Origin of the sequence: Euzebya tangerina, assembly GCF_003074135.1 — a bacterium.
In the GTDB taxonomy this organism is placed as follows: Bacteria; Actinomycetota; Nitriliruptoria; order Euzebyales; family Euzebyaceae; genus Euzebya; species Euzebya tangerina.
Genome location: NZ_PPDK01000001.1, coordinates 549,043 through 569,485, shown reverse-complemented (window position 1 = coordinate 569,485; position 20,443 = coordinate 549,043). Strand labels below are relative to the sequence as shown.

General features: G+C 68.8%; 17 protein-coding genes. 13 read left to right on the top strand and 4 right to left on the bottom strand.

Going from position 1 to position 20,443, the window contains the following annotated elements:
• A complete protein-coding gene (locus C1746_RS02730; protein WP_116713163.1) occupies positions 1-636 on the top strand; it encodes a TetR/AcrR family transcriptional regulator in 636 nt (211 codons plus the stop codon).
• A 16-nt stretch (positions 637-652) separates the two neighbouring features.
• Here C1746_RS02730 and C1746_RS02725 read toward each other — a convergent pair whose 3' ends face one another.
• The gene (locus C1746_RS02725) at positions 653-3,766 is read right to left on the bottom strand and encodes a cell wall-binding repeat-containing protein (protein WP_116713162.1); all 3,114 of its coding nucleotides are present in this window, start codon (positions 3,764-3,766) and stop codon (positions 653-655) included.
• Positions 3,767-3,963: 197 nt separating this feature from the next.
• Between C1746_RS02725 and fbaA the strand changes: the two genes are divergently transcribed.
• Entirely contained in the window at positions 3,964-4,992 is a 1,029-nt protein-coding gene (gene fbaA / locus C1746_RS02720; protein WP_116713161.1) for a class II fructose-bisphosphate aldolase, read from the top strand.
• 13 nt (positions 4,993-5,005) lie between these two features.
• Here fbaA and C1746_RS02715 read toward each other — a convergent pair whose 3' ends face one another.
• The gene (locus C1746_RS02715; RefSeq protein WP_116713160.1) at positions 5,006-5,707 is read right to left on the bottom strand and encodes a DsbA family oxidoreductase; all 702 of its coding nucleotides are present in this window, start codon (positions 5,705-5,707) and stop codon (positions 5,006-5,008) included.
• 200 nt (positions 5,708-5,907) lie between these two features.
• On the opposite strand from C1746_RS02715, the gene C1746_RS22680 reads away from it, so the two are divergent.
• The 3 genes from C1746_RS22680 (at position 5,908) to C1746_RS02700 (ending at position 8,160) form a co-directional block, all read left to right on the top strand.
• Positions 5,908-6,504 carry a Rho termination factor N-terminal domain-containing protein gene (locus C1746_RS22680; protein WP_116713159.1) on the top strand — a complete coding sequence of 199 codons (597 nt, stop codon included), beginning with the start codon at positions 5,908-5,910 and terminating at the stop codon, positions 6,502-6,504.
• Between the two features lie 137 nt (positions 6,505-6,641).
• Entirely contained in the window at positions 6,642-7,130 is a 489-nt protein-coding gene (locus C1746_RS21855) for a hypothetical protein (RefSeq protein WP_162867300.1), read from the top strand.
• 7 nt (positions 7,131-7,137) lie between these two features.
• The gene (locus tag C1746_RS02700; RefSeq protein ID WP_162867299.1) at positions 7,138-8,160 is read left to right on the top strand and encodes a DNA topoisomerase IB; all 1,023 of its coding nucleotides are present in this window, start codon (positions 7,138-7,140) and stop codon (positions 8,158-8,160) included.
• An 8-nt stretch (positions 8,161-8,168) separates the two neighbouring features.
• Here C1746_RS02700 and msrA read toward each other — a convergent pair whose 3' ends face one another.
• A complete protein-coding gene (gene msrA, locus C1746_RS02695) occupies positions 8,169-8,858 on the bottom strand; it encodes a peptide-methionine (S)-S-oxide reductase MsrA (protein ID WP_205711666.1) in 690 nt (229 codons plus the stop codon).
• A gap of 239 nt (positions 8,859-9,097) precedes the next feature.
• Here msrA and C1746_RS02690 point away from each other — a divergent pair, with 239 nt between their 5' ends.
• Together C1746_RS02690 and C1746_RS02685 are read left to right on the top strand one after the other, a co-directional pair.
• Positions 9,098-10,015, top strand: coding sequence for an ABC transporter ATP-binding protein (locus C1746_RS02690; RefSeq protein WP_205711665.1), 918 nt, complete (start codon positions 9,098-9,100; stop codon positions 10,013-10,015).
• Positions 10,012-10,812, top strand: a complete 801-nt coding sequence (locus C1746_RS02685) for an ABC transporter permease subunit (RefSeq protein WP_116713155.1) — start codon at positions 10,012-10,014, stop codon at positions 10,810-10,812. Before C1746_RS02690 ends, C1746_RS02685 begins: the two co-directional genes overlap by 4 nt.
• 21 nt (positions 10,813-10,833) lie before the next feature.
• On the opposite strand, the gene C1746_RS02680 is transcribed toward C1746_RS02685, so the two are convergent.
• Positions 10,834-12,081 carry a metal-dependent hydrolase family protein gene (locus tag C1746_RS02680; RefSeq protein ID WP_116713154.1) on the bottom strand — a complete coding sequence of 416 codons (1,248 nt, stop codon included), beginning with the start codon at positions 12,079-12,081 and terminating at the stop codon, positions 10,834-10,836.
• 164 nt (positions 12,082-12,245) lie between these two features.
• Here C1746_RS02680 and C1746_RS02675 point away from each other — a divergent pair, with 164 nt between their 5' ends.
• From C1746_RS02675 to C1746_RS02650, 6 genes are read left to right on the top strand one after another with little or no spacing between them, the layout of a single operon-like run.
• Positions 12,246-13,415 (top strand): PucR family transcriptional regulator, encoded by a 1,170-nt coding sequence (locus tag C1746_RS02675; RefSeq protein WP_116713153.1) that lies wholly within the window; start codon positions 12,246-12,248, stop codon positions 13,413-13,415.
• Between the two features lie 51 nt (positions 13,416-13,466).
• On the top strand, positions 13,467-14,369 hold the full coding sequence (locus tag C1746_RS02670; RefSeq protein ID WP_116713152.1) for a dihydrodipicolinate synthase family protein: 903 nt from the start codon (positions 13,467-13,469) through the stop codon (positions 14,367-14,369).
• A complete protein-coding gene (locus C1746_RS02665; protein WP_116713151.1) occupies positions 14,366-15,394 on the top strand; it encodes a proline racemase family protein in 1,029 nt (342 codons plus the stop codon). The genes C1746_RS02670 and C1746_RS02665 overlap by 4 nt, the downstream gene beginning before the upstream one ends.
• Positions 15,391-16,917 (top strand): aldehyde dehydrogenase family protein, encoded by a 1,527-nt coding sequence (locus tag C1746_RS02660; protein ID WP_116713150.1) that lies wholly within the window; start codon positions 15,391-15,393, stop codon positions 16,915-16,917. Before C1746_RS02665 ends, C1746_RS02660 begins: the two co-directional genes overlap by 4 nt.
• Positions 16,914-19,949: an FAD-dependent oxidoreductase gene (locus tag C1746_RS02655; RefSeq protein WP_162867298.1), complete on the top strand. Its 3,036-nt coding sequence runs from the start codon at positions 16,914-16,916 to the stop codon at positions 19,947-19,949. Before C1746_RS02660 ends, C1746_RS02655 begins: the two co-directional genes overlap by 4 nt.
• A gap of 20 nt (positions 19,950-19,969) precedes the next feature.
• Positions 19,970-20,440 carry an HIT family protein gene (locus C1746_RS02650; protein ID WP_116713148.1) on the top strand — a complete coding sequence of 157 codons (471 nt, stop codon included), beginning with the start codon at positions 19,970-19,972 and terminating at the stop codon, positions 20,438-20,440.
• Positions 20,441-20,443 lie beyond the last annotated feature (3 nt).

Here is a 20,443-nt window from a genome sequence, read left to right as displayed (position 1 = left end):
ATGGCCGACAAGACCCAGTACCACCACGGCGATCTGCCGACGGCGTTGATGGACGCGGTTGAGGCGATCGTGGTCGACGAGGGCGTCCAAGCCGTCTCGCTCCGCAAGGCGGCCAGGCGGGTCGGCGTCTCCCACGCCGCCCCCGCGCACCACTTCGGCGACCTGACCGGCTTGTTGGCCGCCGTAGCCATGCGGGCGCACGACCGTCTGGCGCACGATCTGATCACCGCACTCGAGTCGGCCGGCGAGTCAGCCACGGCCACTGACCGCATCGCGGCCGCGGGGCTTGCCTACATGCAGTTCGGCGCGGCCAACCCCGGCGTCTTCCAGATCATGTTCCGGAAGGACGTCCTGCACGATGACGCCGACTTGGAATCCCCGGAGAAGCGGTCACTCCAGGTATTGGTCGAAGAGATCGCCCGGTCGCTCGGGACCGACGACCTGCAGGATCCGGACGTCTGGGACATCGCGATCTCGCTGTGGTCGATCGTCCACGGCGCAACGGCGATCTACCTGAACGGGGTCCCAGATCCGGCGGGATCGTACGACACGGTCGAGGTGATGCACCAGCAGATCGGGACCTTGATCGTTCCTGGGTTGGAGGGCCATCCGCGCTGGGGCCGCCAGCGCGCCTGACGGCCCTCACCTGCGACTACAGGTCCAACGGGATGGCGCAGGAGTAGCCGTACACCGCGTCAGCCGCCCACGCGTCTGGACTGGCCATCGCAGTCCCCAGAGCCTGGTGATCGGCGAAGCTCATGGCCGGCAACGTCGGGGCAAGGACCTCGTCCGAGCCGGCCTGCGCTGCCGCGGCATCGTCGTTCAATTCCAGGATCTCGATCCCCCGGGTGAAGTCCGCGACGATCACATAGTCCTCGTAGAAGTACGGTGCGAAGCTGACTCCGGCGTTCGGTCGGTAGTAGGCGATCTGTCGCGGGTTGGCCGGATCGGAGACGTCGAGGAACCGGGTGCCCTGGGAGTACCAGGACTGCACCAGGACCGAGTCCTGCACCTCGAAGTAGTGAGCGCTGCAGAACAGACCCTCCGACGGCCCTTCTGCGTTGATCGGTGACCAGATCCCGACTGTCTCAAGGCGGAAGGGATCCTCCGGTGTCGAGATGAACCCATCGCCCGACTCGCTGCCATCCAGGCTCGCGATCAGTAGGCGACCGTCGCTCTCACACGCGGTCGAGAAGGCCTCTTCGGTGATGTAGAGCAACTCGCCCTCGTCGTAGCCCCCGGCCTCGAGGTCAGCTCCCTCGTCGGCGGTCTCGCCGACCGGTCGGTAGGAGTTGTGCATGAAGCGCGAGGGGGCGTCGGCGTCACGGAGGCCGCCACCAGCCACAGGAATCGGGTCCGTCGGGGTGGCCTGACGGGTCATGCCGGTCAGGGGATCGGTGTGCTCCCCCATCGTGTGGAAGCCGTACACACCGCCTCGGGAGGAGACCCAGGCGACGTTGTCAGCGTCCACCTGGACGTCGTGTGCGTAGTCGGTGATCCCGTCGTTCTGCTCAGTGAGAAGGGGCTGGGGATAGGTGAAGGGCTTGGCCGGGTCTCTGACGTCGGTCACGAAGACCGGCCGGCCGCCCCAATCGCTGGGCTGGTGCAAACCCGTCGCCGGACCACCAGACCAGAGGAAGTCGCAGGCTGCGTCTTCGGTGGGGACACACGATGCCGTGTGGCCGGCTGGGAGCTCGTGGAAGCCGATCCGCACGATGTCGGTTGGATCGGACACGTCGAAGATGTACAGGCCGGCCACGCCGTCATCAGTGGTGCCGTCGAACGCGCGGGGGTCGCGGGAGAGGAACACGAGGTCTCGGTCGTCATCGAGGTCGACGTCCTCGTTCTGCCAGAAGTCGGGCATGATGAACGCATCCAGCAGCACCGGTGCCGTCGGGTCAGCCATGTCGTACAGCTTCAGCCCGTACTGCCCGTTGGCGACCATGATGTCCAGCCCACCAGCCGTCATGAAGTTGAGGGCTGTGGAGCCGTTGGTCTCGGGAAGGCTGGCCAGCAAGTCGACTCCGCTGACCGTTGCATCGCTCTCCATCAGCGGCGGAGCCTCGGTCGGGCTCCACTCCCGGTAGTCGTTGCCGATGGGCACGACAGGACCGGCGGGGGTGGTGCCGAGCACGAAGCCATAGTCATCCGGGTTGGCATCAACCACCGCGGACGTCAGACCGGCCGCATCGGCGCACCCGGTCGAGCCGTCGAAGCTGTACTCGCGGTCGGGACCGACGAACGTCACTGACGGAATGGTGGCGGGCGTTGCCGCGACGCACACGCGTCCGTCGATGATGTCGACGTAGCCGATCTGGCCTTCGATCTCAGCGGCGTACCGTGCGGTGAAGCGGACGGCCGTCGTGTCACAGACCTCATCGCCGTCTGCGCCTGAGCCGCAGACCTCGACCACGACCAACCCGGGTGAGTTGGAGGTGAAGGTGGCCGCCGCGGTGCCGGCATCCGACATGGGCACGGTCGTCTGCCCGATCGTGGGTGTCGCGACGCCGACGCTGAAGGTGTCAGCGCTGACCGTGAAGGTGGCCTGGAGGTCCGTGGTCTGCGTGAACTCCATCCGCTCGCGGTCCAAGAGGTCCGCCGTCACGGTGTAGTCGGCACCTACCGGCACCACGGCCTGCTGCGGGAAGGCGCGGACGTCCATGCCGCAGGCATCGCTCGATCCGGCCGCCTCGGCCGCCGCCTGGGCATCGGCATCACTGACCGCGAGCTCTCCACCGGCGACGTAGAGCGTCGTCACGGTGCAGCCGCTCACCGACCCCAGGACTTCGGCCGCGTCGTCCGATCCGGCCAACAGGATCGGTGCGTTGATGTCTCCGGCGAACGGTGCCGCAGCCAGCGCGTCGGGGAAGTCGTCAGGCCGGGCCAGCACGGCGCCCGTCGGCCGCCAGTTCAGGGTGTCCACGGTCCAGTTGGCGACGGCTGCGGCGGTGGCTTGGCGGGTGTCGCCGGCCAGGCGGCTCACATCGACACCCAGGTTCTCCAGCTCGATGGCAACCGCTTCCGGGACGGCAGCTGTGCCGCCGAGTATGACCACGCCATCGAGGTCGAGGTCCTCGATCAGCTCAGCCGTCTCGCTCGGAACACCCTCGGGTGTGACCAGGAGAAGCGGTAGTCCAGCTCCCGCAGCGGCAGCCCCACCAACGAGCGCGTCGGGGAAGTCATTCGCGCTCGCCACCAACCCGACCAGGTCACCGCCGACCAATCCCGGAACCGTCTCACTGGCCGAGTCGGCCGCTTGGACCACGGCCTGAGCGGTCTCGAGTCGCGTGTCGCCGGCCAACCGGTCCACGGTCAGGCCAGCCGCGCCGAGGTCAGACTCAACCTGGGGGCCGAGGGCGGCTACACCACCGAGGAGCACGGCGGTGGTCGCACCCAGCTGATCGATCGCGTCCAGGGTCACGTCCGGAACGCCTGACGTCGACGCCAGCAGGATGGGTGCGTCCAGTGCTCCCGCGAGGACCGAGCCAACCAGCGCATCCGGGAACGCGTCATCGCGGGCGATCAGGACGGTGTCCGTCGGGGTGTCTGTCGGCGTGTCGGTTGGAGTGTCGTCAGCCAAGGCGATCGCAGCGGCCGTGGCGGCCCGACCATCACCGGCCAACCGGATGACCTCGGTGTCGGTGGGCGTGTCGCCAGCCGAACCAGCCGCGGGCTCACCATCCTCCTCGTCCTGTGCGGAGAGGGGTGCCACGGTCAGTGATCCGACCAGGATCAGGACCAGGGCGTAGAGCAAGGAGCGGCGCATGTGACGATCTCTTTTCTCGCGGGATCAGGTACGACGGGCCCGCGGTGATGTGGTCGAGCAGCCGAAACCTATCTGACGACCGTTCGTTTGGGTATCCGGTTTGTTACATCAGCCGAACATTCCTGGGCGTTTCCCGCCGTGGCGCTGGAGGTTACGCTCACGGAGAACGACGCCAGCCGTGACCAATCGGAGCCTCCGTGCCAATTGCATCGCCAGACACCTACGCCGCCATGCTCGATACCGCCAAGTCGAGTGGGTACGCCTTCCCGGCCGTCAACGTCACCTCGTCCCAGACGCTCAATGCCGCGTTGGCCGGCTTCGCGGAGGCCGAGAGCGATGGCATCGTCCAGGTCTCGACCGGTGGGGCGGCCTACTGGTCGGGGTCGACCAAGAGCAGCATGTCCGTGGGTGGCCGAGCGTTCGCCCTCTTCGCGCGCGAGGTCGCCGAGCAGTACCCCGTCAACATCGCCCTCCACACCGACCACTGCCCCAAGAACCACCTCGACAACTTGCTCAAGCCCCTGCTGGCGGTGAGCAAGGAGCGTGTCGCAGCAGGCGAGGAGCCGCTGTTCCAGTCGCACATGTGGGACGGCTCGGCGGTGCCCCTGGCCGAGAACTTGGAGATCGCCAAGGAGTTGCTGGCGGAGTGTGCAGCCGCCAACATCGTCCTCGAGATCGAGGTCGGGGTCGTGGGTGGTGAGGAGGACGGCGTCGCCCACGAGATCAACGAGAAACTCTACACCACCGACCAGGACTACCTGGACACCGTCGAGGCGCTCGGTGCTGGCGAGAACGGCCGGTACCTGCTTGCGGCAACCTTCGGCAACGTCCATGGCGTGTACAAGCCCGGAAACGTCAAGCTGCGGCCCGAGATCCTCGAGCAGGGGCAGCGCGTCGTGGAGCAGCACCTCGGACTGGAGGAGGGCTCGAAGCCCTTCAACCTGGTCTTCCACGGCGGCTCAGGCTCGGAGAAGGCCGACATCGACGCGGCCATCGGTCATGGCGTCGTCAAGATGAACATCGACACCGACACCCAGTACGCCTTCAGCCGGCCGATCGCAGGTCACATGTTCAGCCGGTACGACGAGGTCCTGAAGGTCGACGGGGAGGTCGGCAACAAGAAGGCCTACGACCCACGCACCTGGGGCAAGGCGGCCGAGGCCAGCATGGCCCAGCGGGTCGTCGAAGCCTGTCAGGCACTCGGCTCCTCGGGCAAGAAGCTCTGACGCGGTCCCGGCGTCAGCAGCCGTCGATCCCGCAGGCGGCAGCCTCCGGATCGGTACCAGCCATCTCCAGGGGTGACGCGGCGGGAAGCGCCTTGTCGAGTGCCGCAACCAGCGCTTCGACCGGTTGTGCACCAGAGACCCCGATCCGTCCGTCGAGGACGAAGAAGGGCACGCCCGAGATGCCGTACTCCATGGCTTGCGCCTCGTCTGCTCTCACGGCGTCGGCGTAGGCCTCGCCCGCCAGGGTGTCCTCGACCTCGTCACGCTCCAGCCCCGCCTCGGTCGCCAGGTCGACCAGGACCTCGTGCCGGCTGATCGCCGCTCCCTCCGACAGATAGCCCTGCATGAACCGAGCCTTCACCTGGTGTTGACGATCGCGGTCGGCGGCCAGGTGGATCACGCGGTGCGCGTCGAAGGTGTTGCCGGGGTTCGCGATGGAGAAGTCGAACGTCAACCCTTCCTGGGCGGCCTGCTCGGTCATCCGATCGATCATCACGTTGGCCTGATCGACGGAGGTCCGGTACTTCTGCGCCAGTCGTGACGCGTAACTGATACCGGCATCGCTGCTCGGGCCGGCGTGGCGGTCCAGTTCGAAGCTGCGCCACGCCACCTCCACCTCCTGCGCGCGGGGGAACGCAGCGAGCGCCTTGTCGAAGCGGGCCTTGCCGATGGCGCACCAGGGACACACGACGTCGGACCAGATCTCAACCAGCATGTCTAGGCGAACGCGCGCGACGCCGCCGCCATTCCACACCAGCGACCACTCGCCCGAACGGACACCCCGACGCCGACGAAGAGGGGTGAAAGACGGTCGAGTGGGAACTATAGTTATCACTCCGGTAGCTACAAGACCCACCAAAGTTCACTGCACCGGATTGCGAAGCTCAACTCACCACGATCCTGGAGGGATCACCCATGGCTACCACTCCCAAGGACCGCATCAACATCTCCGACCTCGGCTACGCCACCCTCGGCGCCGGCGATGCACTCATCGCCCGTGCACGCCAACTGGCCGAGAGCTCCGACGACCTGCCCGAGAACGTCACCGCCCGCCTGACCGATGCCATCGAGCAGCTGCGTTCCGCACTCGAGGACGCCGTCGAGAACGTCGGCACCGAGACCAAGAAGCGCCGCACCGAGGCCGGCAAGGGGTTCGAGGAGCTCACCGCTCGCGGTCGTCTCCTGATCGAGCGCCTGTCCGCCGACGACGACCTGGACGACGTCAAGGACGATGCGGATCAGACCCGGCAGGGTGTTCTGGCCGCCGTCACCGCGCTCCGCAACAGCGCCACCAACGTGCTCAGCCGCATCAAGGCCGTGGGGACGTCCGCGACCGAGACCAGCGAGAGCGTGGTCGAGGCCGCGTCCAGCGCCACCGACACCATCGGCAAGGACAGCGACGCCGCGCTGCAGGACATGACGAAGGCCGAGCTGTACGAGATGGCCACCAAGCGTGACATCGAGGGTCGCTCGGGCATGAACAAGGACGAGCTGATCAAGGCGCTCCGCTAGCACCACCCACCGTCCAGGCCCCGGGCCAGGACACCGACGGCGGCCGTGACACCTGCGGCCGCCGTCGTCGCGTCTGAATGTTGCACCGATGCCAGTCCCCGGGTTGACACCGCATCGGCCCGGGGTAGGTCGACCGTATGAGACACGCGATGATCCTGGCAGCGGTGCTGCTGTTCCTCCTGACCGGGTGCGACGACAGCGGCAACGAGATACTCGACGAAGACGCGGCCATCGCCGGAGCCGAGACGCAGCCGGAACTCGGGCTCCCAGAGGCCGGGGAGGAAATGCCGGCCGCAGGACCGGACACCGTCGTAGATGGTGAACTCGCCGAGATCCCGCTGCCGACGGCCTCCCAACCCCTGTCGCCCGCGAGCCAGGAGGACGGCGTCACGGTCCAGACCTTCTCGCTGCGTGCATCGTCCGTCGAAGACGCGATCGCGCACTTCGAGGAGGTGCTGCCGCCGCTCGGCTGGTCACAGATCGACGCTGACGCCAGCGGTGACGACAACGACGACGGTGAGCAGCAGTTGCAGTCGCGCTGGGCCATGGGTGACCAGGAGCTGCTCATCTCAGCAGCCCCACTCGAACAGGACGACTCCCAGTTCTCGCTGCAGCTGTCAGGCTGAGCGCACCGTGGATGCGGGCGAGGCCTTCGCAACCAGTCTCCGGTTGCGATACATCTCCGGCGATGAGCCAGGCATCACCCGAACCCGCCGGGGCCGTGGCTGGAGCTACCACGACCCCGGTGGAGGGTTGCTGCAGGGCCCCGATCGAGACCGGTGCGAGGCCTTGGTCGTGCCACCGGCGTGGCAGGACGTCTGGATCTGCGAGACCGCAGACGGCCATCTGCAGGCCCGCGGCTCCGACGAGGCCGGTCGACTGCAGTACCGGTATCACGACCGATGGACCGAGGGTCGTCGACTGCTGAACTTCGATCGGCTGGCGGACATCGGCTCACGCTTGGGCGCCATCCGGAAGCGGCTGGACCAGATGTTGGCCGACGACCGTGACCCCGAGCGACGGGCGGTCGCAGCCATGGTGCGTCTGGTCGACACCGGCGTCGCTCGGATCGGCGGACGGCGCTCAGCTCGCGAATTCGGGCACTTCGGCGTCTCGACGCTCACGGCCGACCACGTCGAGGTGGATGGCGACACCATCACGCTCGCCTACCCGGGCAAGTCCGGCGTCGACCGGGAGATCGTCATCGAGGACCAGATGTTGGCGGACGTCGTCGCCGACCTCGATGCCGCGAATGAGGAGATCTTCGTCCTCCGGGATCTGGACGGCACGAGGCGACTGCGAGCGTCGGACGCTAACGCCCTCTTGGACGAGATGACGCGCACACCGGTCACGTGCAAGGACTTCCGGACCTGGGGTGGATCTGCGATCGCGCTCGAAGCTCGGGTCGAGGGTGCCTCAGAGATCGAGGCCGTCGACGCAGCAGCCGAGGTGCTCGGAAACACGCGTGCGGTCGCTCGCGGGAGCTACGTCCACCCGGACGTGATCACGGCCCCTGTCGAGGACCTCGCAGCGGCCTGGCGTGCGTCCCGGACGTCCTCGCTGTACGACCGACGCGAGCGTGCGCTGCTCAAGCTGCTGCAGGGCACACCCCCGCTGCTGGAGCGTTGGGTCGAGAAGATGATGGCCAGCCGCTGACCGTGGGCTCAGGCCACCCCGGTCCCGGTCTGGCCATGCGCTTCGAGGTCGTACCCGACTTGGCAGAAGCCGTGGTTGCAGTACCCGCGGGGATTCTTGTGCAGGTAGCCCTGGTGGTACTCCTCCGCGAAGTAGAAGGTGCCGTCGCCGGCCTCGTCGGCCGGCTTGATCTCGGTCGAGATTGCGCCGTACCCGGCCTCCTCGAGGGCCATCTGGTAGCGGTCGGCACTGGCCTGGACGGCCGTCATCTGGGCTTCGGTGGTGGGGTAGATGGCCGAGCGGTACTGCGTCCCGACGTCGTTGCCCTGCCGGTTCGGCGTGGTGGGGTCGTGGTTCTCCCAGAACGCCTTCATCAACGTCTCGACGTCGATCGTGCTCGGGTCGTAGACGACCTGGACGGCCTCGGTGTGACCCGTCTGCGCGGTGCAGGTCTCCTCGTACGTGGGGTTGGTGGTCCAACCACCCATGTACCCCACGGCGGTGGAGTAGACCCCGTCCAGCTTCCAGAAGATCCGCTCGGCTCCCCAGAAGCAGCCCATGGCGACGTAGATGATCTCCATGCCATCGGGCCACGGCCCCTGGAGGGGCGTGCCCAGCACCACGTGGGTCGAGCCGGGGTCGATGGGCGTGTCGCGGCCAGGCAGGGCATCGGCCTTGCTGACCATGGTGGTCTTGTTGCCAGAGAGGAACTTGAACATGGGGTCTCCAACGGGGTCCGTGATCAAACGATACCCATCTCGGCCAGTTGTAAGAGACCTGTGATCTCTCCAATCCGATCTCACGCTGGGTTCGAATGCATTACAGAGAGACAGGTGTTCTCTCGCAGCTTTCACAGATCAGTCCCGAAGTAACCTCCGCCGCAGCCAGCGGGGGTTGTTTCGGTTTTGGAGTACGGTGAACGGCGCACCCACAGAGCCAGAACAGGATGGACCGGCCCGTGACCGCTGCGGTGATCCGAACGGAGGGGCTGACCAAGGATTACGGGGACGGACGCGGCGTGTTCGACCTCGAGCTCGTCGTCCATGCGGGGGAGGTGGTCGGCTACCTGGGTCCCAACGGAGCTGGCAAGTCCACGACGATCCGCATGCTGCTGGACATGGTTCGACCGACACGTGGACGGGCTGAGGTTCTTGGTGTTCCTCCTGCCGAGGGTGTCTCGGTGCGACGTCGCATCGGCTACGTGCCAGGTGAGTTGGCCCTGTGGTCCGGCTGGACGGGTCGGCAGATCCTCGACTTCCTGGGTGCCATGCACCGGGGCTTCGAGCCGAGCCGGATCGCGGGGCTCGCCGAACGCTTCCAGCTCGATCTTGACCGGGCGATCAGCGATCTGTCGAAGGGCAACAAGCAGAAGGTCGGTCTCGTCGCCGCATTCGCCAGGCGCCACGATCTGCTGATCCTGGACGAGCCGACCTCCGGGCTCGATCCGCTGCTCCAGGTCGAGTTCCAGCACGTGGTGGCCGAGGCGGTCGCCGAGGGTTCAGCCGTCCTGTTGTCCTCCCACGTCCTCAGTGAGGTGGAGCACGTGGCCGATCGCGTCGGAATCATCCGGCGGGGCCACCTGGTCGACGTCCTCGACGTCGCCGAACTGCGGTCCCGATCGGCCCAGGAGTTCGACGTCACCTTCGCGGGGGAGGCACCGGGACGCATGGATGACATCGAGGGTGTCGAGGTGGTGCTCCGCGATGGGCCACGAGCCCGCTACCGGGTCAGCGGGTCCATGGACGCGTTCGTGAAGGCCCTGGCCGCTCACCCGGTTGAGGCGCTCCGGGGGAGCGATGCTGATCTGGAGCAGGTCTTCCTGCAGTACTACGCCGAGAGCGGTGACACGCCTCAGGCTGAGGGGGCTGCACCATGAGCCACCTGCCGCTCCTGCGTCGGACCGTCCGCAGCGAGCGGCGTCCACTCCTCGGATGGCTGATCGGCATCACACTGCTGTCCGTCGTCACCATCGGGTCATGGCCGGCCGTCGAAGGGTCCACGGAGGACTTCGCCCAGGTGCTGGACAACCTCCCGGACGCCCTGACCGCCTTCTTCGGAGAGGGGATCGCGGACTTCTCGGCGGCAGGGGTCGTCGGTTCTCGCCTGTTCGGGTCGGTGGGCCTGGCGATCTTCATCGGCTACGCGGTATCGCGGGGCGCCCGGGCCATCGCGGGGGAGGAGCAACAGGGAACCCTGGAACTGCTGGTGACGCAGCCGCGGACGCGGACTGCGATCGCGGTCGAGCGGGTGATCGGCATGCTCGGGCTGCTGGCCCTCCTGGTCGTCGTGCAGATGGTGATCCTGCTGGTCACCGGGCCGCCGGCCGGCCTCGAGTTCGGGACGGCCGAGGTCGTCCAGGCCTCCGCCGGGCTGTTCCTGCTGGCGGGCATGTTCGGGTCACTGGCCTTCACGGTTGGGGCGATGACCGGGGCCCGCGGCCTGGCCGTAGCCGTCAGTGCGGGGCTGGCACTCGGACTGTTCCTGCTGACGGGCCTGGGTGGTCTCGTCGACGGTCTGGCGACGGCCGCGGAACTCAGCCCCTTCACCCGCTACGACGGCACGCTGGCACTGGCTGAGGGTGTGGAGGCTGGCATCCTCGTGGTCTTCGCTCTCATCTCCGTCGCCGTGATCGCGATCGGTGTCGTGGCCTTCCAGCGCCGCGATCTGTCCTGACCCGAGCGGTTGCGCCGGCGCTCAGGCCGGCAGCGGGACGGCGTCTCCGGGCTCCAACGGCGGCACCCTCCGACCGGCCTGGAAGACGGTCCGGGTGGAGGGCGTCGGGTCCCAGAGGGCCGATGGGTCGACGAAGGGATCCCGGTCGAGCAGGATGAGGTCGGCGTGTGCGTCGCGTCCGATCCGGCCGAGATCCGCGTCCCCGATCAGGGCGGCCGCACGGGAGGTGGCTGAACGGAGCGTCTCGAGGACCCCGTGCGCCTCCACCTGCAGGCGCAACCCCTCCAGCTGATGCACCTCCAGCGAACCCATCAGGTCGGTGCCGAAGCCCACCGCCACACCGACGTCCTGTGCGATGCGGATCGCGTCCTGCCCCGCAGTCAGGACCATGGCGTTCTTGTCGATCTGGACCGGAGTCATGCCCAGATCTGCGCCGTGGGCCTCCATGGCGGCGTAGGTCGCCAGGGTCGGCACCAGCACGGCGTCGCGTGCAGACATCTCGTCTGCGGTCGGCCGGTCGAGCAGGTTGCCGTGTTCGATGGAGCGGACGCCGTTCCTGACGGAGTGCGAGATCGCGGCGGGTGAGTAGGCGTGCGCGGCCACGTAGCTGCCTCGACGGGTGGCTTCGTCGGCCACCGCCGCCAGTTCCTCGGCGCTGTACTGCGGCAGGAGCAGCGGATCGGTCAGGGAGATGACGCCACCGGAGGTCATGACCTTGATCGCATGTGATCCGGTCCGGAAGAGCTCCCGGACGGCGCGGCGGAGGTTGTCGGCACCATCGACGACCTGCGAGGTGTGCGGGCAACAGGTGACGTCGACGGCGAGGTCGCCGGGGCGGGGGTCGCCGTGGCCGCCGGTCTGGGAGAGCGCCGGGCCGGTGAAGAGGTAGCGCGGACCGGATACGAGCCCCTCCGCGAGGGCGCGGGCGAGCCCGATGTCACCGCCGGCGACGTCTCGGACCGTGGTGAACCCGCGGCGCAGGGCACGCCCGAGACGCTCGCCCGCCTTGTGTGCGGTGTAGCTCATCGGCGTGGCTTCCATGACCAGCATGTCGAGGCCGATTCCGTAGGCATGGAAGTGGCAGTCGATGAGGCCGGGGATCAGGACTCGTTCGCGCCCCTCGACTCGCGTGAGGTCTGGATGGTCGATCGACTCGCCGGCACCCAGGATCCGGGTGACCCGGCCCTCCTCGACCAACACCGATCCGGAGGTCAACGCCGGGTCATGCCCGTCGAAGATCCGGACGTCGGCGAAGAGCGTGGCTGTCATCGCGGGCCCCCTGCTGTCGCCCCAAGGGTATGGAGACGAGCCAGGGCGGGGGACGGGGGGGCGATCACCCGCCCTGACTCCCTGAGAACCCTAGGTACTCTCCGTGGTCCGGGCACCCGACGATCATCGCATAGTAAATCCATGCGAATGCTACAAATAGAGCGATGACCGCGCGAGCCACCCTCCAGTCCCTCGTGAATGGCTTGGCCGACCGACTCGGTTCGCCGGTGATTCTCGAGGATGCAGAGCAACAGCTGGTTGCCTACAGCCCCCACTACGGCGTGGTCGACGACATGCGCCAGCAGACCATCCTGCGCCAGACGACCGCGCAACCGACCTCCGGCAAGGTCATCGACGCCCCGGATCTGTCGACCAAGTCTGGTCCGTTCGTGGTCCCCGCAGACCCGCGGCACGATCGCAGTCCCCGCCTCGGCATCCCCATCCGGTACCTCGACTCCGTGCTCGGGTATGCCTGGGTGCTCCTCCGCGACGAGGACGTGGAGCCGGAGACCATCTCGCTGGCGGCCAACGTTGCTGAAGAGATCTCCTTCACCATGTTGGCTGACAGCCGCACCAGGGTCCGGGAGAGCGACACCGTCCTCGCGGCCGTCTCACCGGATCAGAACACCCGCTTCCACGGCCTGATCGACATCGAGTCACGCCCCGAGTTCGACGTGCCGCGGGTCTTCGCGGTTGCGGTGTGCAGCGGGCCCGACTGGGAGGCCTCCGACACTCGGGGCAGCTTCTGGACCGCAGCCTGGGGTCCGGCACCGCAGTACCAACTTCGGGGCAGCTCAGCCACCGAGGGCGTGGTGATCCTGTCCCTGCGGGAGCCTGAACGTGCGGGCTTGGACGCACTCATGCGCCGCGCGTTCATCCACGTCACCCAACAGCGCCCGGATCCTCGCCTCGCGATCGGTGTCGGAGGGGTGGTCGAGGTCCCCGCAGACATCCACGAGTCCCACCGGCAGGCGCAGCTCGCGGCCAAGGCGGCGTTGGGCGGCCCGGAGTTGGGTCCTATCGCACGATGGGACCAGTTGGGGGTCTATCGCTTCCTCACCCAACTCCCGCGTGACACGCTGCGCTCGGCGGTGGATCCCCGGTTGGTGCGCGTGGCCCAGCAGGAACCGGTCCTGCTGGAGACGCTCGAGTGCTACCTGGACCACACCGGTGCGATCACCAAGGTCGCGGACGAGTTGCACATCCATCGGACGACCCTGTACTACCGCCTCTCCCGACTCAGGGAGTTGGGGATCGAACCCAACAGCGGAGCCGACCGACTTGCGATCGGGTCCGGACTCGCCGCACTGCGGCTGCTCGGCGAGATCTCCTGACGCCCGAGGCACGACTACCGGGGCCCCGGCCGTCTTCGGTAGTGTCCCGGCATGACCAACGACGTACTCGAGGGTGTGTGGCCAGCGGTCACGCTGCCGTTCTCCGACACGCTCGCACTGGATGAGGCCCGGCTGGCCGAGCACTGCGCCTGGGTCGTGGAGTCGGGCTGTGAGGGGGTGGTCGTCAACGGCTCGTTGGGTGAGTACGAAGCACTGACCGACGGCGAGCGTGCAGCTGTCGTCGAGACCGCGGTGGCGGAAATCGGGGCGGACCGGGTCATCCCCGGCGTGGCCGGCAAGTCGGCGGCTGAGGCACGGCGGTGGACCGACCACGCAGCGGACCTCGGGGTGCCGGCGGTGATGTGCCTACCGCCCACCTCTCACGCACCGACCGGTGCCGAGGTCATCGCCCACTACACCACGGTCGCCGAGGTGGGCCTGCCGATCATCGCCTACAACAACCCCTGGTCGACCCGCATCGACCTCACGCCGGACATCCTGGCGAGCGTCGCCTCGGACGTCAAGCTCGTGGTCGGGGTGAAGGAGTTCAGCCAGGACGTCCGGCGGGTGATGCACATCCTCGACCTGATGCCGGAGTTCCAGGTGATCTGCGGCTGTGACGATGTGCTGGTCGAGAGCGTCATGATGGGCGCTCGCGGCTGGATCGCAGGATTCGCCAACGCCTTCCCCGAGCAGTCCGTGGCGCTCTACGACCGCTCCTCGGCCGGGGACATCGAGGGTGCCCGAGCGCTCTACGCCGAGATGTTGCCGATCCTGCGGTGGGACGCCGACCCGCGGTTCGTGCAAGCCATCAAGCTGGGGCAGGAGTTGGCGGGACGGTACGGCGGCCCCACCAGACTCCCGCGTCTGCCGCTGGACGACGAGGATGTCACCCAGATCCGCTATGACACCGAGCGTGCGCTGTCGGCCGGGCTGGGCCCCGCGGACTCGTGAGGGCACGCAAGCTCTTCACCGCCGTCGACACCCACACGGAGGGCATGCCGACCCGCGTGGTGACAGCGGGCTTCCCGCCGCTGCCCGGCCGGACGATGCTGGAACGCAGCCACCACGTCGCCACGACGCTGGACGGATGGCGGCGCCTGCTGATGTACGAGCCGCGGGGCCACCAGGCGATGTCCGGTGCGATCCTGACGCCACCCATCCGTGATGATGCGGACCTCGGCGTGGTCTACATCGAGGTGACCGGCTGCCTGCCGATGTGTGGTCACGGCACGATCGGTGCCGTGACCGCTGCGATCGAGACCGGCCTGGTCGATGTGGCCGAGCCGACGACCACGGTGCGCCTCGACACCCCGGCGGGCCTGGTGGTGGCGACGGCGACGGTGGAGGCGGGGCAGTGCCGGTCCGTCACGCTGACCAACGTGCCCGCGTTCCTGGCGATCCAGGACGCGGTGCTGCAGGTGAGTGGCTGGGGCGCCGGCGGACCGACGCAGGTGACGGTGGACGTGGCCTTCGGCGGCAACTTCTACGTCATCTGTCCGGCGGACGCCCTCGGGCTGTCCATCGACCCGGGGGACGCCTCGTCGCTCATCGCCGGCGGCCGGGCCGTGATGGCCGCCGCCAACGAGCAGCTGTCCATCGTGCACCCGGCGGAGCCTGCCATCAGCGGCACCCATCACGTGCTGTTCACCGCCGACCCCACGACGGGTGCGGAGGGGTTGGAAGCGGCCGGCACCGTGGTGATCGACCCGGGCTACCTGGACCGCTCACCGTGTGGGACCGGCACGTCCGCGCGGATGGCGCAGATGCACGCACGAGGAGCGCTCGGGCTCGACCAGCCGCTGGTCCACACCTCCATCATCAACTCGGGATTCACCGGTCGTCTGGTGGGGGAGACCACCGTCGGCGGCACGGCGGCTGTCATCCCGACCATCACCGGACGAGCCTGGATCACGGCGCTCAACCAGCTGGTGCTGGATCCAACCGACCCATATCCCGAAGGGTTCCTGATCGCATGACGGATCTGTCGACCGACACGGCACCAACAGGGTGCAGCATCATCGCTGGGGCGGAGGTTCGCGGTCCCGGCGCTGCCTTCCAGGCGCGAGTGCCTGGATCGGGGGAGCCAACTGGCCCGACCTTCGGGACCGTGTCCTCCGACCAGCTCGACGAGGCCGTTCGGGCGGCTCGCGAGGCTGCGGCCGACGTGATCGATCCGCTGGCGGTTTCGACGTTGCTGGGTGCGATCGCGGATCGGCTGGAGCAGGCGGGCGAGCAGATCCTCCCGCTCGCTGATGCCGAGACCGCCTTGGGGACGACCCGGCTGACCGGGGAGTTGGCACGGACGGTTGGGCAGTTCCGGATGATGGCCCGGGCGGCGGGTGAGGCGACGCGCCGCGACCACGTCATCGATCCCGAGGGTGATGCGTTGACGGAGCCCGCTCTCTTGCGGACGACCGTTCCCCTGGGCGTCGTGGCCGTGTTCGCGGCCTCCAACTTCCCGCTGGCCTTCGGCGTCGCCGGGACCGACACCTCCGCCGCACTGGCCGGCGGCTGCCCGGTGGTCGCCAAGGCGCACCCGGCACAGCCCGGCACGGCCGAGATGGTGGGCCGGATCATGACGTCCGCGGTTGCGGACGTGGGCCTGCACCCGGGCTGGATCTCCATCGTCCACGAGCAGGGGCACGAGCTCGGCGCCGCCCTCGTGCAGCACCAGGGCGTGGACGCGGTCGCCTTCACGGGGAGCCTGCGCGGTGGACGGGCGCTGTTCGATCTGGCTGCCCAGCGGCCGCGCCCCATCCCGGTGTACGCCGAGATGGGGTCACTGAACCCGGTCGTGATCTCCCCGGGGGCCGCCGCGGCACGTGGGCAGGCACTTGCAGACGGCATCGCCGGCTCCTTCCTGCTCGGCGAGGGCCAGTTCTGCACCAAACCGGGGCTGATCCTGTTGCCGGCCGACGATGCTGGTGCGGCAATCCGCAGGTCCCTGATCGGGAAGGTCACAGAGCGCTCACCAGCCCATCCACTCCTCTACGACGGCATCACCCGGGGGTTCGGAGCCGGCCTCGACGCCGTCAGCGACGTGCCGGGCGTCGCCGTGCACCGCTCCCCTGCCGGGGATGGATCGCGGGCCGCGGTGGTGGTGGCCCCCGTGGACACGCTGCTGGAGCACCGGGCGCTGCGGGAGGAGGTCTTCGGACCCGTGACGGTCCTCGTGGACGTCGACCAGGCGCAACTCCCGGCCGTGCTCGACGCGCTGGACCCGTCGTTGACGGGGACGCTCCACTTCGAGCCGGATGAGGCGACGTGGGCGACTGGCCTGGCGGACCGGCTGGCTCGCAAGGTCGGTCGGGTCATCGCTGGCGGCTTCCCCACGGGTGTGCGGGTCAGCCCCGCTCAGCACCACGGTGGTCCCTACCCGGCGACCACGGCGCCGCTGCACACCTCCGTCGGTCTGGCAGCGATCGACCGCTTCCGCCGGCCCGTCGCCTTCCAGTCCTTCGACGATGCGGCCCTGCCGAACTGGGTGCCACGCGGGTGACCGATGTCGCCGTGATCGGTGGCGGGATCATCGGTCTGGCCACCGCACGGGCGCTGTGCCTGCGCGGTGCTCGGGTCACGGTCCTCGAGCGAGGGATGGTTGCGTCCGGGACCAGCAGCCGGGGCGAGGGCAACATGCTGGTCAGCGACAAGGAACTGGGGCCGGAGGCGGCGCTGGCGCTGCGCTCGCTGGAGCTGTGGCGACGGTTTGCCGGGACGTCCTCGGTGCCCTTCGAGTACGAGGAGAAGGGTGGCCTGGTTGCTGCCCGGACCGAGCGGCAGTTGAGCCTGCTGGCCGAGCAATCACGGCGTCAGCAGCAGCTGGGGATCGCCTCGACCGTCCTGGGGCAGCCGGACCTGCGGGACGTCGAGCCGTCTCTGAGCGGTGAGGTGCTGGGTGCCGTCCGCTATCCCCAGGACGCCCAGGTCATGCCCATCCACGCCGCCATGGCGCTGGCGGTGGCTGCCCGCGAACTGGGCGCGACGATCCGCACGGGTGTCACGGTCCGCGGCCTGGACCAGCGGGGCGAGCGCCTGGTGCTGCGGACCTCAACCGGGGCGGTGGAGACCGACCGCGTCGTGAACGCGGCCGGCCCATGGGCCGGTGATGTGGCCGCGTCGCTGGGGGGTCGGGTGGAGGTCTTCCCCCGACGGGGCTTGCTCCTGGTCACCGAACGGGTGCCCGCCGGGACCGTGCGGCACAAGGTGTACGACGGGCGATACATCGAGGCGGTCGGGAGCGACGAGGCTGCCGCCCAGGTCGCCCCGGTGATCGAGTCGACGCAGTCCGGGACGATCCTGATCGGCTCGACGCGGGAGGCGGTCGGCTGGGACCGGCAGGTTCCCTGGGACCTGGCTGGAGCGCTGGCTCGCGAGGCGATGTCGCTGGTTCCCGTGCTGGCCAACCGCTTGGTCATCCGGGTCTACCAGGGCTTTCGGCCGGCCACGCCGGACCACCTCCCGCTCATCGGCCCGGACCGTGCTGTCGACGGTCTGTTCCATCACACCGGCCACGAGGGAGCGGGGATCGGCCTGGCCTTGGGCTCCGCGGAGGTGCTTGCCGACGCCGTGATGGACGGGCGGGTCGATCCGGCCTTCGACCCGGGCCGACTCGGTGCCAGGTCGTCGGCCGAAGGACCGGAGGCGATCGCCTCGCACCCAGCCGTCTCGGACGGGCACGCTGTCTCGGACCGGCCAGCAGCGATGGCCGGCCGGACGGGCGCGCCGGTGTACCGCCTGCGCGGGGAGGGTCGGGGCCGTGATGGGGAGGGTCGAAGCCCTGGTGGGGAGGGTCGAAGCCCTGGTGGGGAGGGTCGGAGCCCTGGTGCGGAGGGTCGGAGCCCTCGTGACGAGGGTCAGGGCCTTGGCGCGGAGGGTTCGGGCTCACCGCCGGCGGGACAGCTCTTCTGTGCCATCGGCCACTGCTTCTCCTGTGTCGCCGAGCGGAGGGGGACCACCGTCCGCACCTGCTTGGGGACGGATCCAACGGCCAAGCCCGAGTCGGCGGTCGGAGGCCATGTGGGTGGACTTCCCGCCGCGGAGCGCGGTGAAGTCCACCCACCAGATCGGCACCCGCCCATCGCCGAGCCAACGCGGATACGTGGATGCCTGGTGATCGGGGCTGGACCCGGTGGGGTGACCGCCGCGACCTGGGCTGCACGGAGCGGCGTCGATGTCGTCCTCATCGACCGCTACCCCCGTCCCGGGGGTCAGATCGCCCGCCAACCGAACACCCCCGGTCCAGCAGTCGGCCCCTACGCGAGGATGCTCGAGGGGTTGCCCGGCGAGGTCGAGCGGTGGTACTCGGCCGAGGTGACCATCCTCCGCAGGGACGGCGGCGCCTGGCAGGCCATGATCCTCCGCGAGGGCCACCTGACCGAACTTCGCGCTCACTCGATCGTGCTCGCGACCGGCGCCCGTGAGGTCGTCACGCCCTTCCCCGGCTGGACCTTGCCGGGAGTCATGACGGTGGGTGGCGTCCAGGCCCAGCTCAAGCGCACGGGATCTGCCCCCGCCCGCAGGATCGGCCTCGCCGGCTCGGGTCCGCTCCTCCTGGCCGTCGCGGCCGCACTCACCGACGCCGGGACCGCCCCGCTGGCCGTCGCCGAACAGCAACCGCTCACGGGGCTGGCCGTTCGTGGCGCCACGACCGGTGCGGCCTTCCCCAGCAAGGTGGCCGCCTTTGGCCGGCTCGCGCTGGGTGGCGTGACCAGCGGCGCGAGACCGCCGCGCTTCGGCTGGCGGGTCGCCGAGGCCGTCGGCGGGTCCCGGCTGCGCGCCGTCGTGCTCGAGAAGACCGACGGGTCCGGCAAGCGCACGAGTCTCGCCCTGGACGTCCTCGGGATCAGCCACGCCCTGATCCCCGACGTCGCGCTGGCCATCGCCGTCGGCTGCGACACCCGTCCCAGCAACGGCGGCCCGGCCATCAGGGTCGACTCGAACCAGGAGACGTCGACTGCCGGTGTCTTCGCCATCGGCGAGGTCACGGGGGTCGGCGGCGCCGACAAGGCCGTGGCGGAGGGATACGTCGCCGGGATGGTCATCGGCATGCGGGTGGGGGATGGCGCGGGCTTGCCGGACCAGGGTGAGGCCGGGCTGTTCGCCGTCGAGGCGTCCGTCAGGGATCAGGCCATCGCCGAAGCCGTCCGCTGGCGGTCCTTCGCCGACCGCCTGGGTCGGCTGTACCCGGTCGACCACAGCTGGGTCGATCGGGCGTCTGACGACACGGTCGTCTGTCGCTGCGAGGAGGTCCCGCTCGGCGCCGTCCGCGATGCCCGCGAGCGGGGTGCGACGACCCCTCGTGCGATCAAGGGGCTGACACGCTGCGGCATGGGCTACTGCCAGGGGGCGGTCTGCGGTCCGGTGCTCGGCTCGCTGGCCGGACACGCAACCGCAGCGAGCGGGCCAGCCCGGCCCGAGCAGGTCAGCGGACCGACGGGCCTGGAAGCCAAGCCGTTGGCCGTCCCGGTTCCGCTCGAGCAGTTGGCGCGTCTCGAGGCCGCTGGCACTGGCCAGCACGCGGGGGACGCCTGAGGGCACCTAGGCTCCCCACCATGACGAGCACCTCGTCGGACTCACCGTTTGCGGATGCCGCCGACCATCCACCAGAGCGCTGCGTCTTCTGCCGCATCATCGAGGAGGAGGCGAAGGACCAGCCATTGGTGTACTCCGACGAGGATGTGGTCGCGTTCCTCGACATCAGGCCGCTGTTCCCAGGCCATCTGCTGATCTGCCCCCGCCAGCACGTCGTCACGCTGGACCAGCTTCCACCAGAGCAGGTCCCACCCGTCTTCCACCTGGTGCAACGCGCCACGGCCGCCATGAAGCTCGTGCTCGGCGCTCAAGGGGCGTTCGTGGCCAACAACAACATCGTGAGCCAGTCCGTGCACCACCTGCACATCCACGTCGTGCCACGAACGAAGGGTGACGGTCTCCGAGGGTTCTTCTGGCCCCGCGTCGACTACGACGACGACGGGCACCGAGCCGACGTCGAGCAGCGCCTGCGGGCGGCCTTGGCCGGGTAGCCC

What these genes read in the sequence shown, in the direction of transcription:
- C1746_RS02680 (WP_116713154.1), bottom strand. Translation starts at nt 12,081, where the DNA reads ATGACAGCCACGCTCTTCGCCGACGTCCGGATCTTCGACGGGCATGAC.
- C1746_RS22680 (WP_116713159.1), top strand. Translation starts at nt 5,908, where the DNA reads ATGGCTACCACTCCCAAGGACCGCATCAACATCTCCGACCTCGGCTAC.
- C1746_RS02725 (WP_116713162.1), bottom strand. Translation starts at nt 3,766, where the DNA reads ATGCGCCGCTCCTTGCTCTACGCCCTGGTCCTGATCCTGGTCGGATCA.
- C1746_RS02730 (WP_116713163.1), top strand. Translation starts at nt 1, where the DNA reads ATGGCCGACAAGACCCAGTACCACCACGGCGATCTGCCGACGGCGTTG.
- msrA (WP_205711666.1), bottom strand. Translation starts at nt 8,858, where the DNA reads ATGTTCAAGTTCCTCTCTGGCAACAAGACCACCATGGTCAGCAAGGCC.
- C1746_RS02650 (WP_116713148.1), top strand. Translation starts at nt 19,970, where the DNA reads ATGACGAGCACCTCGTCGGACTCACCGTTTGCGGATGCCGCCGACCAT.
- C1746_RS02675 (WP_116713153.1), top strand. Translation starts at nt 12,246, where the DNA reads ATGACCGCGCGAGCCACCCTCCAGTCCCTCGTGAATGGCTTGGCCGAC.
- C1746_RS02670 (WP_116713152.1), top strand. Translation starts at nt 13,467, where the DNA reads ATGACCAACGACGTACTCGAGGGTGTGTGGCCAGCGGTCACGCTGCCG.
- C1746_RS02715 (WP_116713160.1), bottom strand. Translation starts at nt 5,707, where the DNA reads ATGCTGGTTGAGATCTGGTCCGACGTCGTGTGTCCCTGGTGCGCCATC.
- C1746_RS02660 (WP_116713150.1), top strand. Translation starts at nt 15,391, where the DNA reads ATGACGGATCTGTCGACCGACACGGCACCAACAGGGTGCAGCATCATC.
- C1746_RS02685 (WP_116713155.1), top strand. Translation starts at nt 10,012, where the DNA reads ATGAGCCACCTGCCGCTCCTGCGTCGGACCGTCCGCAGCGAGCGGCGT.
- C1746_RS21855 (WP_162867300.1), top strand. Translation starts at nt 6,642, where the DNA reads ATGAGACACGCGATGATCCTGGCAGCGGTGCTGCTGTTCCTCCTGACC.